17 protein-coding genes, 1 pseudogene and 1 riboswitch are annotated in these 16,120 nt (G+C 41.4%); of the genes and pseudogenes, 17 read left to right on the top strand and 1 reads right to left on the bottom strand.

All coding sequences use genetic code 11. The annotated features are described in order from the left end of the window. Nucleotides 1-177: 177 nt before the first annotated feature. Both IRB79_RS25775 and IRB79_RS25770 read left to right on the top strand, forming a co-directional pair. Entirely contained in the window at nt 178-1,317 is a 1,140-nt protein-coding gene (locus tag IRB79_RS25775) for a sensor histidine kinase (protein WP_221879618.1), read from the top strand. A gap of 56 nt (nt 1,318-1,373) precedes the next feature. Further along, nucleotides 1,374-2,054 carry a response regulator gene (locus IRB79_RS25770; RefSeq protein ID WP_221879617.1) on the top strand — a complete coding sequence of 227 codons (681 nt, stop codon included), beginning with the start codon at nt 1,374-1,376 and terminating at the stop codon, nt 2,052-2,054. A gap of 286 nt (nt 2,055-2,340) precedes the next feature. Here IRB79_RS25770 and IRB79_RS25765 read toward each other — a convergent pair whose 3' ends face one another. Further along, a complete protein-coding gene (locus IRB79_RS25765; RefSeq protein WP_243505971.1) occupies nt 2,341-2,619 on the bottom strand; it encodes a hypothetical protein in 279 nt (92 codons plus the stop codon). Nucleotides 2,620-2,840: 221 nt separating this feature from the next. On the opposite strand from IRB79_RS25765, the gene IRB79_RS25760 reads away from it, so the two are divergent. From IRB79_RS25760 to IRB79_RS25695, 15 genes and pseudogenes are all read left to right on the top strand, one after another. Continuing rightward, nucleotides 2,841-3,680 carry a DegV family protein gene (locus IRB79_RS25760; RefSeq protein WP_243505970.1) on the top strand — a complete coding sequence of 280 codons (840 nt, stop codon included), beginning with the start codon at nt 2,841-2,843 and terminating at the stop codon, nt 3,678-3,680. Nucleotides 3,681-3,911: 231 nt separating this feature from the next. After that, nucleotides 3,912-5,384, top strand: coding sequence for an ATP-dependent helicase ComFA (locus IRB79_RS25755; protein WP_243509670.1), 1,473 nt, complete (start codon nt 3,912-3,914; stop codon nt 5,382-5,384). Then, nucleotides 5,380-5,523 (top strand): annotated as a pseudogene (locus IRB79_RS28195) (ComF family protein); the annotation flags it as partial. The gene IRB79_RS25755 and the pseudogene IRB79_RS28195, both read left to right, overlap by 5 nt. A 324-nt stretch (nt 5,524-5,847) precedes the next feature. After that, nucleotides 5,848-6,078, top strand: a complete 231-nt coding sequence (locus IRB79_RS28190; RefSeq protein WP_347815343.1) for a ComF family protein — start codon at nt 5,848-5,850, stop codon at nt 6,076-6,078. A 73-nt stretch (nt 6,079-6,151) separates the two neighbouring features. Further along, nucleotides 6,152-6,238, top strand: a riboswitch (cyclic di-GMP riboswitch). A 49-nt stretch (nt 6,239-6,287) separates the two neighbouring features. Beyond that, nucleotides 6,288-8,873: an EAL domain-containing protein gene (locus IRB79_RS25745; RefSeq protein ID WP_243505969.1), complete on the top strand. Its 2,586-nt coding sequence runs from the start codon at nt 6,288-6,290 to the stop codon at nt 8,871-8,873. Between the two features lie 70 nt (nt 8,874-8,943). Then, nucleotides 8,944-9,375: a TIGR03826 family flagellar region protein gene (locus tag IRB79_RS25740; RefSeq protein WP_243505968.1), complete on the top strand. Its 432-nt coding sequence runs from the start codon at nt 8,944-8,946 to the stop codon at nt 9,373-9,375. Between the two features lie 143 nt (nt 9,376-9,518). Next, the gene (gene flgM / locus IRB79_RS25735; protein WP_243505967.1) at nt 9,519-9,785 is read left to right on the top strand and encodes a flagellar biosynthesis anti-sigma factor FlgM; all 267 of its coding nucleotides are present in this window, start codon (nt 9,519-9,521) and stop codon (nt 9,783-9,785) included. Nucleotides 9,786-9,800: 15 nt separating this feature from the next. Next, nucleotides 9,801-10,280, top strand: coding sequence for a flagellar protein FlgN (locus tag IRB79_RS25730; RefSeq protein WP_243505966.1), 480 nt, complete (start codon nt 9,801-9,803; stop codon nt 10,278-10,280). 18 nt (nt 10,281-10,298) lie between these two features. Further along, nucleotides 10,299-11,861, top strand: a complete 1,563-nt coding sequence (gene flgK / locus IRB79_RS25725; RefSeq protein ID WP_243505965.1) for a flagellar hook-associated protein FlgK — start codon at nt 10,299-10,301, stop codon at nt 11,859-11,861. A 13-nt stretch (nt 11,862-11,874) separates the two neighbouring features. Next, nucleotides 11,875-12,735 carry a flagellar hook-associated protein FlgL gene (gene flgL, locus IRB79_RS25720; protein WP_243505964.1) on the top strand — a complete coding sequence of 287 codons (861 nt, stop codon included), beginning with the start codon at nt 11,875-11,877 and terminating at the stop codon, nt 12,733-12,735. Nucleotides 12,736-12,790: 55 nt separating this feature from the next. Then, entirely contained in the window at nt 12,791-13,354 is a 564-nt protein-coding gene (locus IRB79_RS25715; RefSeq protein WP_243505963.1) for a DUF6470 family protein, read from the top strand. 15 nt (nt 13,355-13,369) lie between these two features. Continuing rightward, nucleotides 13,370-13,810 carry a flagellar assembly protein FliW gene (fliW, locus tag IRB79_RS25710; RefSeq protein ID WP_243505962.1) on the top strand — a complete coding sequence of 147 codons (441 nt, stop codon included), beginning with the start codon at nt 13,370-13,372 and terminating at the stop codon, nt 13,808-13,810. After that, nucleotides 13,810-14,040 (top strand): carbon storage regulator CsrA, encoded by a 231-nt coding sequence (gene csrA / locus IRB79_RS25705; protein ID WP_243505961.1) that lies wholly within the window; start codon nt 13,810-13,812, stop codon nt 14,038-14,040. The genes fliW and csrA overlap by 1 nt, the downstream gene beginning before the upstream one ends. A 146-nt stretch (nt 14,041-14,186) precedes the next feature. Continuing rightward, complete coding sequence (locus tag IRB79_RS25700; RefSeq protein WP_243505960.1) at nt 14,187-15,320, top strand: flagellin N-terminal helical domain-containing protein; 1,134 nt, start codon at nt 14,187-14,189, stop codon at nt 15,318-15,320. A gap of 468 nt (nt 15,321-15,788) precedes the next feature. After that, on the top strand, nt 15,789-16,019 hold the full coding sequence (locus IRB79_RS25695; protein WP_243505959.1) for a hypothetical protein: 231 nt from the start codon (nt 15,789-15,791) through the stop codon (nt 16,017-16,019). The last annotated feature ends 101 nt before the right edge of the window (nt 16,020-16,120 follow it).

The raw sequence follows: 16,120 nt of genomic DNA, 5'->3' as shown, positions 1-16,120 counted from the left end.
TGTTTACCCTGCTTTTATATAGGATATAAGACATAGGGTGAAATCACAAGTCTAAGCCTTTTTACCGAATTTTAGGTAACTTGGTATAATTTTCAGACTGGAAAGATAGTATCTTAGCTCATTTAGCGCTAAAATAAAGGTACATAGCGGAAGGGTTACGCCCTTGGAGGAGTGTAAATGAGTATTAAGAAATTCGATTCCAAGACTCTGGATCTTATTCTTGAAAAAATGGTTCAAACAGTAGGCACCAGTAAAGATGAAATTTTCCGTATAGGTGAACAATGCCGTAAAGACCATAAGACTTTAACGGATGAACTTATGGAAGTTAAACAAATGGTTCTTAAGGTAATTGAAGAAGGGGATAAGCTGGAGGTGCAAACCCGGTTTGCAAGAAAGCGCCTTTCTGAAGTAAGCATGCATTTTAAGGATTATTCAGAGTCTGAAGTGCGTGAAGCATATGAGAAGGCCCATCAGCTTCAAATGGATTTATCCATGAATCGCCAGCTTGAAAAACAGCTGAGGGATCGCCGTGATGATATTGAAAGAAGGCTTATAGGTGTTAACGACACTATTGATAGAGCTGAAGTCCTTATTTCTCAAATCACGGTCGTGATGAATTATCTGACAAGTGACTTAAAACAAATGGGAGAAATCATTGAAGACGCGAAGCTCAAACAGGATTTTGGTCTGAAGATCATCGAAGCACAGGAAGAAGAGCGGAAAAGAGTGTCCCGCGAGATCCATGACGGACCGGCCCAGATGATGGCGAATGTCATGATGAGATCCGACTTAATTGAACGGGTATACAAAGAGCGCGGTGCTGATGAAGCCATTACTGAAATAAAAGACCTGAAAAAAATGGTCCGCAATGCTTTATATGAAGTTCGAAGGATTATTTATGATTTGCGTCCAATGGCTCTTGATGATTTGGGTTTAATACCTACCCTCAAAAAATACTTAACAACGATCGAAGAGTATCACAGGAGTACCAAGATATACTTCGCGAATGTTGGCGAAGAAAGGCGATTGCCGCCACAATATGAAGTCGCATTGTTCCGCCTGATTCAGGAATCTGTGACAAATGCTCTCAAGCATGCAGAAGCTAAAGAAATCCATGTGAAAATAGAAATAAACAGCACTAGGGTAGCAGTAGTCATCAAAGACGATGGGAAAGGCTTCAATCTTCGTGAGAAGCGTCCGGGCTCTTTTGGAATTATGGGAATGGGTGAAAGGCTTGAACTTTTGGATGGCCAGATGTCCATAGATTCTAAAATAGGCAAAGGAACCATTGTCATTATCCAAGTGCCATTGAATTAAGAAACACCTTAAGAATAGAGATAGAAAACTAACTGGAGATTTGGGAGGCGAAGCATTTGAATACAAAGATCGTCATAATTGATGACCATCAATTATTCAGAGAAGGGGTAAAACGCATTTTAGATTTCGAAAAGAGCTTTAATGTAGTGGCAGAAGGCGATGATGGCAGTGAAGCCATGGCTCTTGTGGAAGAGAATGATCCAGATGTAATCATCATGGACATCAATATGCCGAATACAAACGGTGTGGAAGCGACCCGCCAGCTGATTAATAAATATCCTGAATCCAAGGTGATCATTCTTTCCATCCATGATGATGAGAATTATGTAACGCACGCACTTAAGACAGGAGCAAGCGGATACCTTTTAAAAGAAATGGATGCAGATGCATTAGTCGAAGCTGTAAAGGTTGTCGCTGATGGAGGATCTTATTTACATCCGAAGGTGACACACAACCTGGTAAATGAATACCGCAGACTAGCTGCAGAAGGTACTGGAACCACATCTTATTCACAGGTGGAAATCCGCCGTCCTCTTCACTTGCTGACACGCCGTGAATGCGAAGTGCTTCAGCTCCTTGCTGATGGCAAAAGTAACCGCGGAATTGGGGAAGCTTTATACATAAGTGAAAAAACAGTAAAGAACCACGTGAGCAATATCCTGCAAAAAATGAATGTGAATGACCGTACTCAGGCAGTCGTTGTAGCGATTAAAAATGGCTGGGTTGAGGTGCGATAATTTTATTGAGAGAAAAAGTCCTTTTTTAAAGGGGCTTTTTCTTTTTTGTTTTTACCTTTTCTTAATAAGCTCTTTAAATTACCTTCAAGAACAGTAGGGAAATGAAGAAAGAATAATTGTGGTTACTTGCCCCATATGGTTACCCTCTATTCTTTTGTCTTAAAAGAACATTTGCTTCCTCTATATTAATGATAACGGAAAGGTAAGGTGAATTAAAGGTATTTATACACTATTTTTGAAATTTTAACCAAAAATAAACACGCAGAAAGTAATCACCTTTGCGTGTTTATTTAATAAGTGCGGCTGCAGCTGTTTGAAAAATAGCTTTTGTATCGGAGGATCTCTTTTTAGCTTGATTCACTATATAAACAAGCTCCTCGATTTCTTTTGGAGGCAAACAGTCTATCAGCCAGGAAGCAAGTTCTGGTCCGCTAATAGAATGGTCAATATTTGGTACTTTAATGTGCTTATATTTACTTAATTCATTATTAAGCATTTGATGAAGTGTATCTAAGCTGTATCTATTTGATCCGGGGGTATTTGTGGAAGAAGTGCTTTTAATCAATGTGTTACAGCTCCTTTACAAAAATAAGACACAAAAGGCATTTTATCATATGCTTGGGAAGGATTTGAAGGTAAAAAATTACCAGGTCTTAAAAGTAGGTATAATGGGGCATAGGTTTATTTACTTCCCAACTTTATAACTTAATGCAATTTTCCCCGGTATCATATAAAATGGAACATGACATACAGTAGAGAAAAAAGATAAGGATGGTAACTCTATTTATGAAAACGGCTGTTGTAACGGATAGTACAGCATATATTCCTAAAGATATAAGAGAAAAGTTAAATATACATATGATACCGCTGAGTGTTATTTTTGGCAGTGAGACCTACCAGGAAGAAGTAGAAATTACGGCTGCAGACTTTTATGAAGAAGTGAAGCATAAAGATCTTCCGACTACTTCACAGCCGCCGGTGGGGGAGTTTGCCGAGCTGTTTGAGAAACTATCGAAAGAATATGATGCAGTGATTTCGATTCATTTGTCGAGCGGCATCAGCGGGACGTTCCAGGGGGCAGTTACTGCTGGGAGCATGGTGGAGGATATTCAGGTTTTCCCGTTTGACTCGGAAATCAGCTGTATGGTGCAGGGGTTTTATGTAATTGAAGCTGCGGAACTTGCTGCTGCCGGTAAGGGACCACAGGAAATCGTTGAACGGCTTGAGGAAATGAAGAAGAGCATTCGGGCTTATTTCATGGTGGATGACTTATCGCATCTTCAGCGTGGAGGGCGCTTGTCAAGTGCACAGGCATTGATCGGCAGCCTGCTGCAGGTGAAACCGCTGCTTCATTTTGAAGATAAGAAAATTGTTCCGTTTGAAAAGATTCGCACGCGCAAAAAAGCGATGAAGCGGATGGTTGATCTTTTCTGGGAAGATGTGAAAAGCGGGGAGCCTTACCAGGCGGTTATTATCCATGCCAATCGCGAAGCAGAAGCCCTCGAGTGGAAAGCTGAGCTTGAAGTGGAGTATCCAAATGTTGAGTTTATGATCAGCTACTTTGGCCCGGTCATTGGAACCCATTTGGGTGAAGGTGCTATGGGGTTTGGCTGGGTGAAGAAGTAGTATTGTGAGTATCATTCTGGGTTCGGAATGGTACTTTCTTTTTGTCTGAATTGTGAACTTTGGGAATAGACTTGAAAAATTGGGGAAAGGAATGGCAAAATTGAGGAAAGGAAGTAGATATTTGGGGAATGATTTGCTTAAACTCGGGAATAGAAACTGAAATTTGAGGAATACCCCCCATTGATTTTAAAAAAACGAGGTGATTATTTGAGATTTGCCCTTAAAAATAATATGTTAATTCCAAATTTAAACAAAGACACTTCAGACAGCCTCCCGATTTCCTTAATTGAGACCATTCCGGCTATATCACTCAACGAAAGCTACCTCTTTAATAATGAACTTCAGCAACTACTCCATGGTAAGCAGCTTTTACTTATTGATCTCCCATTTCCCCTCGAAGAAATTCAATCACATTACGGAAACGGAAATATTCTATACCGAAAAGGTATTATTAAAGATAAGAGTAAGGTTGTCTGTGCAAGGTGCGGCAATAAGGATCGCTCTCTTTTTTCTAGTTTTCACTGTGCCCGATGCGGGGAGAAGGAGTGTGTTTACTGCCGAAAATGCATCATGATGGGACGGGTCAGTGCTTGTACACCTCTGATTAGCTGGTGTGGACCTGAACCACTCCAGGAACTTGTCGAGAATCCCTTAGTATGGAGTGGCACCCTTTCACCTGGGCAGCAGCATGCCTCCGAACAGGTAAAGCATGCAGTGATTGAGAATAAAGAGCTCCTTGTTTGGGCAGTATGCGGTGCGGGAAAAACGGAAATTCTGTTTGAAGGGATCAATGCTGCCCTTGCGTCCGGAAAAAGAATCTGTATTGCCACACCTCGAACAGATGTTGTACTGGAGCTTGGTCCGCGGCTTAAAGCAGTCTTCCCTGGTATCCAGGTTGCTGTCCTATACGGCGGCAGTGAAGACCGCCATCTCCAAGCTCCCTTAACCATCGCAACCACACATCAGCTGCTTCGATTTTACAATGCTTTTGACACAGTCATTCTTGATGAAGTAGATGCCTTCCCTTATACAGCAGACGAAAGCCTTCAGTATGCTGTCCGACAGTCCCGCAAGGAAACCTCCTCTATGATCTATTTAACTGCTACCCCTAGCCAAAAATGGCAAAGAGAATGCCGGAGCGGAAAAAGAGAATTTGTCACTATCCCGGCTAGATATCATCGTCATCCATTGCCTGTTCCGTCTTTCAAATGGTGTGGAAATTGGGAGAAATCCCTTAAAAAGGACAAACTCCCATCTGCAGTTAGACAATGGATCAAGAAGAGGCTTGATAACCACAAGGAGTGCCTGCTCTTCCTTCCGAAAATCGATAAAATGGAAAAAGTCCTCACCATCCTTCGTAAAACCTATCCTAAAATCCAAGCTGTCCACGCAGAAGACCCCGGCCGAAAAGACAAAGTCCAAATGATGCGTAATAAAGAGATTTCCATGCTTTTAACAACTACCATTCTGGAAAGAGGAGTTACCTTCCCTAATATTGATGTAGCAGTACTCGGAGCAGAAGATCGCATTTTTACAGAAAGCGCTCTTGTCCAGATCGCCGGCCGTGTTGGAAGAAGCTCTGAATACCCGAAAGGAGAAATCACCTTTTTTCACTACGGCAAAACCGAAAGCATGGTCAAAGCGCAGAAACAAATCCTCAAAATGAACTCTGAAGCCAAAAAGAAAGGATTGATAGACTATTAACTGCTTAATTTGCCACGAAGAAATACTCTCTGCTGTAAGCTGGTCGACTCTCTGGTCGAAGCCAAAAGAAAATCATTTATGTCAGGGCTGTGCCGATAAACTTCCATTAATTACGGGCGAGACATGTGCTAAATGCAGCAGGCCCTTCAACAATTTAGAACCTCAATTTCGAAAAGGGAATCTATGCGCAGATTGTTTAAGGTGGAACCAGGATCCAGAATGGTCAGGGCTGCTCGAGAAAAACGATTCTCTTTTCCTATACGATGACTTTCTGAAAGAAACATTAGCCCGCTATAAATTCCGGGGCGACTATATTTTTGCGAAAGCTTTCTCTCCTTTTATTAGAGAAAGGCTGAAAGCTCTGAAATTTGACTACCTCGTTCCAATACCTCTCAGTCCTCAACGGCTTTATGAACGAGGCTTTAATCAGTCTGCTGCACTCATCCATGAGGCAGGCTTTACCGTGACGGAGCTGCTGCAGCGAATTCACTCAGAAAAGCAATCCAAGAAATCGCGATTTGACCGAATCCATCTTCATCAGGTCTTCCAGCCGCTAAATCTCAATATCGAAAATAAGAAGATTATCCTAATCGACGATATCTATACAACCGGCTCAACTCTATATCATGCAGCGAAAGTACTGAAAGCAGGGGGTGCTGCATCAGTATGCTCGTTGACATTAGCAAGAGGATAATGGATGGAATAAATTACAAATTAATGTTTTTGAACTAGATAGTTATTAGGAAAATAATCCTATGTTAAAATATTCTAATCCAGGGTAAATTTTACGAAAGTAAAGGACGCAAAGCTGCGGGCCTAAAGCAGGTTTCTGCCATGGCAGCCGGGCTGCACAGAAGAAGAACTATTTTCGTTTGCCTTTTTTATTGGAAAGGATGTCTTGAAGTGAACGAATTTAATACACAGGATGGTGAAAAAACCACTAAAGATATTGCTGATTCTAGCAGTCAGCAATTGGAATTGACTAAGATTAAGAATAACCTCAACCAGGCTCAGATGATCGCCAATATTGGAAGCCTTGAGTACGATGTGGAAAACGATAAAGGGTTTTGGTCAGATCAAATGTTTCGGATTTTTGGCCTAAAGCCTCAAAAAGATTTTTTCCCAGACTATCAAATGTATTTGAGCTACCTTCATCAGGATGACCGCCCGGCCTTTGAAAAGCAGTTTAAAAGGCTTCTCAAAGAAAAGGATAGTGTGGACCTGGTATGCAGGATGATCAGGCAGGATGGCGAAGAACGGTATATTCACCATCGGGCAGATTATTTTGCAGATGAAGATGGATCACCTAAAATCATCGCAACGATTCAGGATATAACTGAAAAGCGGCGCATGGAAGAACAGCTTTACGAAAATGAGCGGAAAATTGGGCAGATTTATGAAAATCTTGATGTAGGCGTCTATTCCGCAGATCTGGCAGAAAGAAAAGTTCTTCATTTTTCCAAGGGAGTAGAGGGGATATTCGGCTATACAGCCGAGGAATTTATTGCCGATTTCGATTTATGGAACAATGTGATCCTTCCGGATGATCTGCAGGAGGTAGAAGCGAAGCGGGCGAACATTTTGAATGGGAACAGCATCCGCTATCAATATCGAATTGTTCATAAATCCGGTGAAATTAGATGGGTTAATGATCATAGCATCCCATATCTGAATGAAAGAGGCGAACTTTTCCGGGTTGATGGATTTGTAACAGATATAACAGAACAAAAATGGCTTGAAAAGAGAATGAGGCGTATGGCTTTTTATGATCATTTGACCGATCTGCCGAACCGCCGGTACTTTGATCAGAAGCTCCAGAGCCTTATTGAAGACGATGAACAACAGAATATTGCTGTCTTGTTTTTTGATCTGGAGCGGTTAAAGCAGATTAATGATACCTTTGGACACTCTTCAGGAGATGAACTTCTTAGGCTTGTTTCACAAAGAATTAAGGAGAAGCTAAATTCAGTCTGTTTTTCAGCAAGAATTTCCGGTGATCAATTCGCAGTTATTATGGAATATATCCAGGAGAAGGAGGATCCTGCGCAATTAGCAGATTCCATTAATCAAATTTTCTCTGAACCATTCCATATCAACAGCTTTGAGCTTAATATTACCCCGTCTATAGGCATTAGTTTATATCCGGATAATGGGAGCACAGCTGATGAATTGGTCAGAAATACGGAATCTTCCCTATACCATGCCAAGCAGAAAGGGAATAATAGATTTCAGGTTTACCATCCTTCTATGGATATTGAATCTTATAAGCTTTTTACCCTGGAACAGGATATGAGAAAAGCCATTCAAAATGATGAGTTTTTTCTTGAATACCAGCCAAGAGTTGATACGAAGACCGGCAAAATAGTAAGTGCCGAAGCTTTATTAAGATGGAATCATCCGGAATGGGGCAGAGTTTCACCGCTGGAGTTTATACCAGTGGCAGAGGAAACTGGTTTAATTATAAATATAGGAGAATACGTGATCAGGAAAGTATGCAGCCAGATTTATTCCTGGAGGGAAAGAGGTTTATCGATTGTTCCGATATCCGTAAACATCTCTCCGTTGAGCTTCTTGAAAAGTTGTCTTGTTTCCATGATAAAAAAAGCATTAGATGAGAATCACCTTGATGCGTCACTGATTGAAATCGAATTGACGGAATCTTCCCTAATTAACTATTCCGATAACGTGATTGCAGTGCTTAAAGAATTGGGAGAATTGGGCGTGAAAATTGCGCTGGATGACTTTGGGACAGGCTATTCATCCATCACCCAGTTGAAAAAGTATAAATTCGATATTTTGAAGATCGATAAAACCTTTATCCAGGCAATGGATACTAATGCGGAAGATGCTATCATCACAGCAAATCTGATTCAGCTCGCCCATGGGCTGAATATGAAGGTTGTAGCAGAAGGCGTGGAGACCTTTGAACAGTTCTATTCCTTAAGAAAAAATGAGTGTGACCAAATACAGGGGTATCTTTTCAGCAAGCCAATTCCGCCTTCCACCTTTGAGCAGAAACTGTTAATTGGCAGCCTGAAGCCGCAGAATATCAAAGAAGACAATGTGTTCAAAGGTTTGCGCAAGTATGTTCGAGTCGAGTTTCCCTATCCGCTGGAGGCGGAAATGACCATCTTAGAGCTTAACAGCAAGCCTGTCAAAATGGGCAGCACGAAAATCCTGATTGAAGATATGAGTGCAGGCGGAGTGAAATTTGTTTCAAAGATGAAACTTCCGGTAAGGAAAGACATCATTCTATTAATTGAAACCAAGCTTTTAGGAGAGGTTCTCTCCTTTACAGGAACGATTGTCCGAAAAGATGAAATATCAGATGCTCTGACTAATTATGGATTTCAATTTATTATCGATGAGGGACCGAGAGATGAATTGGCGGCGATGCTTGATATTCTGCAAAGTCAGCTCGAGCAAAGCCCCTCTGTTCCCGAATCCCGATTCATAGAAACAGCCAGCAGCCAGCTATACTTCGAATAATATTTTTCTATAATTATCCTATTATTCGAGCTATAATAATTTCATCACAAGCTGAGAGAGGAAGAGTCATATGGCTGAGTTATCAAACTGCCCGAAATGTGACGCCATTTTTGTCAAAAGCCAATTCCGCGATGTCTGCCAGGATTGCTGGAAGGAAGAAGAAAAGGCCTATGAGACGGTTTACCAGTTTATCCGGAAGAGGGAAAACAGGACAGCGAAGATGATGGAGGTTGTCGAGGCGACCGGAGTCGAGGAAGAACTCATCATAAAGTTTATTAAGACCGGCAGATTAAAATTAGCGCAATTTCCAAATTTGGGGTATCCCTGTGAGAAATGCGGGACAAGCATCCGGGAAGGCAAGCTATGCGGCAGCTGTGCGGGGAATCTGAGAAAAGATCTTCAGCAGTTTACCGCTGAGGAAGAACGAAGAAAAGAGGCTGTCCAGAGAGAGAAACATGGCACTTATTTTGCCGTCAATGAAAAAATTAATAAGCGATTCTAAGCTATGTGACTCATTCACATAGCTTTTTCTATAGGCTTATCGATGTATTTTTTGCCAAACTTAAATTAACATTTAAACATACCGCCACATTAGCCGATAATAGACTTAGGTTAAATCGACCGGAAAGAAAGTGAGGGGTACACATGAAAATCAATAATTTTGGTCCTTCAGGCGTGAACCCATACAAACGCCAATTGAATAAGCTTGAAAATGCAGGAAAACCAGCCAGAACGGCATCAGATAAAATTGAAATCAGCTCCACTGCAAAGGAAATGCAGCAGGTATCACAGCTAAGCGAAAATCGTAAAGCAAAAGTAGAAGAGCTTAAAATCCAGGTAGAGAACGGCACCTATAAAATCAATCCGAAAGAAGTCGCGAAAAGCATCGCTAATTTTTATTCAAAAAAATAATGAGGAGGGAATGGCATGTCAGCCGAAGCACTAACTGCAACGATGGAGAAACTGCTAAAGCTTCATAAAAGCCTATATGAACTCGCAGTTAAAAAGACAGACATTATTAAGACCGGCGACATGGACGCCCTGAATCAGATGCTGAAGGATGAGCAGGCTCATATTGCAGCTATCGGCCGATTGGAAAACGAGCGGGAAAAGGCAGCAAATTCCATCGCGCCGATGCTGGAAAGCCCTACAGTATCAGATTGTTTAAATATTCTCACGCAGCCTGATCGCCTCAAGCTGGAAGCCATAACAAATGAGCTTGCTGAGCTGATATTTGAACTGAAAGAGCAGAATTTCCTAAACCAGCAGCTTGTTCATCATTCCCTTCAGTTTGTAAATGTATCTATGAGTCTTTTTAGGCCGCAGCCTGAAACGATGAATTATGGCCCGCCTGCCAAGAAGAAATCTGAAAAGATGAATCCAGGAATTTTCAACTCGAAAGTGTAGCAGAACGGAGGAACAATCATGCGTTCAACTTTTATGGGACTCGAAACGGCCCGCCGCGGCATGTTCACCCAGCAAAGTGCTTTATATACAACAGGACATAATATTTCAAATGCGAATACGCCGGGATACACCAGGCAGCGGATTAATTTCGCGCAAACCGAGCCTTATCCAGGAGTTGGAATGAATCGTCCGCAGATACCCGGACAAATGGGGACAGGTGTCGAGGCGGGAACCGTCCAGAGAATAAGAGAATCGTTTCTGGATCTGCAATATAGAACCGAAAACACCAAAATGGGCTACTATGGAGCCATGAGCGAGTCTCTGACTAAGATGGAAGAAATCATGAATGAGCCGTCTGAAAATGGACTGCACAGTACCCTGGAAAAGTTCTGGAACGCCCTGCAGGATTTATCAAGCCACACCGAAAATACCGGAGCCAGGGATGTAGTGGCTGCTACAGGACAGATGGTTGCCGATACACTGAATTATTACTATAATTCTCTGTCACGGGTTCAGGAGGATATTGGCAATCAAGTTGATGTGAAGGTTGATGAAATCAACGCGATCGTTGCGCAGATTGATCATCTGAATAAGCAGATCGCCTCTGTTGAGCCGCACGGATACCTCCCAAATGACCTTTATGACGAGAGAGATTTATTGGTAGATAGCCTTTCACAATTGGTTAATGTGAAAGTGACCAGTGTGGTCCCTAATACATATGGGGATGCTAAACCGATGGCAGCGGGCCTTTATAATATCGAGATTGTCCAAAAGGATGGAAAATCCTATAATCCGCCCATCAGCCTCATATCCGCAACAAAAGAGAGCGGCATTGTTGGCACAAACAAGGTGGAGCTTGAAAAAAGCGAAGACAGCGGACTTGTAACAGGATTAAAAATCGGTTCCGCTTCATTTACACAGTTTGAGACTTTATCCGGTGAACTATCTGGTTTAATTAACAGCTATGGGTATGAAGCAGGGGGTTCCGCTAAGGGTGCTTATCCTGAAATGCTGGAGAAGCTGAATAGAATGACATCTGCTTTTGCCAAGGAATTCAATGAAATTCATAAAAACGGGTATGCTCTGGGTGCGGATGCTATCTCAGGTCTAGACTTTTTCCAGTTTGATGAGGGAAATCCCGCACAAAGCATTAAAGTAAATCAAGAACTGCTTGATGACTCTTCTAAAATCGCCGCTGCAGCCGAAAAAGGCGGTGCTTCTGGAGATAACCACAATGCACAGCTGCTGGCTGATTTAAGAAAGAAAAGCTTTAGTGATTATACTTCATTGACTGATGATGAAAAATCAAAGCTGAATGGAAGCATTGATTCCTATTATTCAGGAATAATCGGACGGTTAGGAGTAGACTCTCAGAGTGCTCAGAAGGATTTAAAAAACTCTGCCGTGCTGGCGGATTCAGTAGACCGGAACAGGCAATCAGTCAGTGCAGTCTCATTAGATGAAGAAATGACCAATATGATTAAATTCCAACATGCATACAACGCTTCGGCCAGAAATATAACTGTGGTTGATGAAATGCTCGATAAAATTATCAACGGCATGGGCGTCGTAGGCAGATAAAGGGTGAAATAAAGTGCGTGTAACACAATCAATGCTATCAAATAACATGCTACGCAATTTAAGCAACAGCTACAGCAGAATGGACAAGCTGCAGGATCAAATTTCGACTCAAAAGAAATTTACCAAGCCATCGGACGATCCAGTCGCTGCGATGATGGGGATGAACTATCGTACGGATTTAAACCGGATTCAGCAATTTACCCGCAACATCGGGGAAGTAAGAAACTGGGTTGACAGTACGGATGATGCCCTGGATAAAGGTGTGATGGCTCTGCAACGAATTAGGGAACTGACTCTTCAAGCAAGCAATGGCACGCTGGAAGGAGATCAGCGTAAAGCCGTTGCGGAAGAGATAAAACAGCTTAAAGAGCATCTGCAGAATATCGGTGATACACAAGTGGGTGGAAAGTATATTTTTAACGGCAAACAGACGAATGTACGGCCATCTGAATCAGGATTTCAAAGCGGGACCATCGAGCTTGAGGTTTTTTCAGGCATCAAGATTCCTGTAAATACTGAAGGAAAAGCTTTATTTGAGGACATGCTTAGCGATGAAGGAGATATCCAAAAGCTAATCACAGCACTCGAAACGAATGATCCTGCCGTTGGAGATATGCTAGAGAAAGTTGATAAAAACATAGACAAATTTTTGTCTGCTCGTGCACTAATAGGTGCCAAACAGAATCGTGTCGAGCTGATGGAGGACCGCCTTTCCCAGCAGGAGGTCTTCTCGACAAGAATCCTTTCCGATAATGAAGACATCGATATGGAAAAAGCCATCATCGAGCTAACAACCCAGGAAAGCATCCATCGTGCAGCACTAAGTGTTGGGGCGAGGATCATACAGCCAACCCTGACTGACTTTTTGAGATAATCAGTGAAAAGCTATCCATCAGTGATAGCTTTTTTTCATAAGAGAGGTGTTTATTATGAACCTGCCGCAAATCAGACTGGAATCTAATTTTATCAAAATGGGATTAAAGATAGAAAAATCCGTGCAGGAAATTGAACAGCCCCCTGCTATCCAATCCATCCAGCAGCCCAAAGCCATCCTGGAAATTGAAACACCCCCCGGTAAGCTGACGATCGACCAGACAAAAGCACGGGAGGACGTGGACCTTAAAAGTGTCGGCAGAAGAATAGAAGAGTTTGCCCAAAACGGGTACCAGGATTGGCTAAAAGGGATGGAGAGAAGGGCTGCACAGGGAACAGAGCTCATGAAAATTGAAAACGGCGGCAATCCCATTGCCTATCAGGCCAAAGAAAACAGTGAAGGTCCTCCCAAGCAGTTCAATATTGGCTGGCTGCCTTCTTACAATAGTGTAAAGATTCAATACGAACCAGCCAAAGTCAGCATTGATGCTCAGCCGCAAAAGCCGAAGATTGAAGTTGAGATCCGAAAGCCGGTTCATACTTATACGCCTGGAAAAGTCAGCACAGAAATTCTTGAGAAAAACAGCCTGAATATTGATTTTATCAATTTAACAATATAGCAATGAGGTGAAAAGATGAATATCCAAACAAAGTTTCATGGTGAGCAGGAAATAATTAAGGATGACATTATTAATTTTCCATCTGGGATTCCGGGTTTTTTAGAGGAGAAGGAGTTTTATGTTCTTCCTCTTAAAGGGACAGACTTATTTGTGCTCCAGTCAGTAAGAACAACTGAGGTGGCATTTATCGTGACAGATCCATTTGTTCTTTTTCCGCAGTATGAGTTTGATTTGCCAGAAGAGGCATTAGAAAAATTAGAGATCCAATCCAATAAAGATGTGGTAACTTTTGCGATTTTAACAGTAAGTGAGCCATTCCAAGAAACAACTGTTAACTTGCAGGCACCATTAGTCATTAACCAAACAAAAAAGCTGGGCAAACAAGTCATACTTAATCAAACACCTTATCAGACCAAGCATAAAATCATGACACCTCAGGAACAGGGGGAGATATAATGCTTGTACTCACTAGGAGACTAAAAGAATCAATCATGATTGGTGACGATATTGAAATCTCAATCCTTTCCATCGAAGGTGACCAAGTAAAACTAGGCATTAGCGCGCCAAAAAATGTTGATATACATAGAAAAGAAATATACCTATCAATTCAGCAGGAAAACAGCAGTGCAACTAAAACAGAAGCAATTTCAATCGAAAGCCTGAGCAATTTTTTTAAAAAGAAATAAATTTTTTTTCCAAACCATTAAACACCTGTCAAAATAAGTCGATATAACCATTGTAAAGCTAAATAGCAAAAAGGCGGCCGACTTTTGTGCTGTTTGGTAAAACAACCACATGGATGTGGGACTTACACTCAAGGAGGAAGTTAATAATGAGAATTAATCATAATATTGCTGCGTTGAATACTTATCGTCAGTTGAATAGTGCTTCAGGTGCTCAATCAAAATCAATGGAGAAATTATCTTCAGGTCTTCGTATTAATCGTGCTGGAGATGATGCAGCTGGACTTGCAATCTCTGAGAAAATGCGTGGACAAATTCGTGGTTTAGACAGAGCATCTGCAAATGCTCAAGATGGAATCTCACTTATTCAAACGGCTGAAGGTGCTTTAAATGAAACACACGATATCCTTCAACGTATGAATGAACTTGCTACACAAGCTGCAAACGGAAACCTACAATCTGAAGATAGAACTGCTATCAGTGATGAAATCAATCAGTTAAACAGTGAGATTGACCGTATTGCAAACTCTACAAATTTTAATGGTAAAAAGTTGCTTGATGGTAGTTTTGGTGTTCAATTAGATGCTGCAAATACAGGTATGTCTATTGGTAATAATGGTGTTACAGCTATTGATATCAGTGGTGCGAAGGCATCTACAACTTTTACTATTGCTGCTGGTACTGCAGCTGATGAGTGGGTACTTTCTGACACATCTGGAAATCAACAGACAGTAAAATTAGCAGATGGAACTGCTGGAACATTAAATTTTGACCAATTAGGAGTTAAAATTTCATTAAATGGAACACAAACACGTGCTGGAGTTCTTGCTGCAGTTTCTGGTGGTGGTAATGCTGGTGAAATTGTAACAGGAGCTCAAACAGCAGTAAACATTCAAATTGGTGCTAATACAAGTACTGACGAACGTTTAGGTATTCAAATTGGAAAAATGGATACAACTGCAAGTTCTTTAAATACTGGTGCAATCAGTGTTGCAACTGATGCAGATGCTAGAAGTGCGATGGATATCACAAAAGCTGCAATTAGTAAAGTATCTGCCGAGCGTTCAAAATTAGGTGCATACCAAAACCGTCTTGAGCACACAATTAATAACTTAAGTACATCTTCAGAAAACCTAACTGCTGCGGAATCTCGTATCCGTGATGTTGACATGGCGAAAGAAATGATGGAACAAACTAAGAATTCTATTCTTGCACAAGCATCACAAGCAATGTTGGCTCAATCAAATCAAATGCCACAAGGAGTATTACAACTTCTTCGTTAATTTGATTCGAAGGGCGTCTAGCTTGGTAACGAGCTAGAGGATAACTGGGTGAATTGCTGGAACTTCCTAAAGCTTCATCAACCACAACGTAACTGGAAACGGTATGCGTGACGGTATGAAAATGATGAGGATGTAACAATGGATAATCAGCAGCTAAGCTCCTGTGAGGAAACTCTGGAGAAGGTTCAACGACTAGAGGATACGGTCTAAGGCAAAAGCTATGACTATGAATCTCGTAGGACAGTAAACGCTGTTCGAAGTGCCCAGCTCCATGTAAAAACATGGATGAAGATATAGTCTATTCTGTCACTGAAAGGTGCAGTCGCAAAGCAAGCGAACCAACAACCACAAGGAGTATTACAACTTCTTCGTTAATTTTAGACGTTTTGACAGAGGCTCTAGTTTACTAGGGTCTTTTTTTATGTATACTGAAATATAGTCTAAATTTCTGAAATTGGATAGAAGGGAATGAATGAGATGTATGTAGAAAAGAGAGTAGAAGATATTAAAAATGTACTGAAGAAGGATTTAGGGTTTTATGAGCTTGTCTTTCAAAAAGAGGTTGCCGAAGATTTATATTCTACAGCTTATGATAGTAAGGGTATCGAGGATAGAGTTAGGGTAAAACCACAATTAGGGACAGTTTATACATGGGTGCAAGGGAAATGGGGACCAGTTAAAGGCTATAAAATTAAGTAGATTTTCTTTACTTTTAGGGCACATGGGGGGCTTCGATGTGCCCCGAAAGCCCATTTGTTCATAGCTAAAACAACTAGAAAAGGCAATTAATAACCGAATGT

Origin of the sequence: Cytobacillus oceanisediminis (genome assembly GCF_022811925.1) — a bacterium.
In the GTDB taxonomy this organism is placed as follows: Bacteria; Bacillota; Bacilli; order Bacillales; family Cytobacillaceae; genus Cytobacillus; species Cytobacillus oceanisediminis_D.
The sequence above is the reverse complement of the archived record's forward strand: the minus strand, read 5'-3'. Positions and strand labels throughout refer to the sequence as shown.

What these genes read in the sequence shown, in the direction of transcription:
- IRB79_RS25760 (WP_243505970.1), top strand. Translation starts at nt 2,841, where the DNA reads ATGAAAACGGCTGTTGTAACGGATAGTACAGCATATATTCCTAAAGAT.
- IRB79_RS25755 (WP_243509670.1), top strand. Translation starts at nt 3,912, where the DNA reads ATGTTAATTCCAAATTTAAACAAAGACACTTCAGACAGCCTCCCGATT.
- csrA (WP_243505961.1), top strand. Translation starts at nt 13,810, where the DNA reads ATGCTTGTACTCACTAGGAGACTAAAAGAATCAATCATGATTGGTGAC.
- flgK (WP_243505965.1), top strand. Translation starts at nt 10,299, where the DNA reads ATGCGTTCAACTTTTATGGGACTCGAAACGGCCCGCCGCGGCATGTTC.
- IRB79_RS25775 (WP_221879618.1), top strand. Translation starts at nt 178, where the DNA reads ATGAGTATTAAGAAATTCGATTCCAAGACTCTGGATCTTATTCTTGAA.
- IRB79_RS25715 (WP_243505963.1), top strand. Translation starts at nt 12,791, where the DNA reads ATGAACCTGCCGCAAATCAGACTGGAATCTAATTTTATCAAAATGGGA.
- IRB79_RS25740 (WP_243505968.1), top strand. Translation starts at nt 8,944, where the DNA reads ATGGCTGAGTTATCAAACTGCCCGAAATGTGACGCCATTTTTGTCAAA.
- flgM (WP_243505967.1), top strand. Translation starts at nt 9,519, where the DNA reads ATGAAAATCAATAATTTTGGTCCTTCAGGCGTGAACCCATACAAACGC.
- IRB79_RS25730 (WP_243505966.1), top strand. Translation starts at nt 9,801, where the DNA reads ATGTCAGCCGAAGCACTAACTGCAACGATGGAGAAACTGCTAAAGCTT.
- IRB79_RS25695 (WP_243505959.1), top strand. Translation starts at nt 15,789, where the DNA reads ATGAATGAGATGTATGTAGAAAAGAGAGTAGAAGATATTAAAAATGTA.
- IRB79_RS25700 (WP_243505960.1), top strand. Translation starts at nt 14,187, where the DNA reads ATGAGAATTAATCATAATATTGCTGCGTTGAATACTTATCGTCAGTTG.
- fliW (WP_243505962.1), top strand. Translation starts at nt 13,370, where the DNA reads ATGAATATCCAAACAAAGTTTCATGGTGAGCAGGAAATAATTAAGGAT.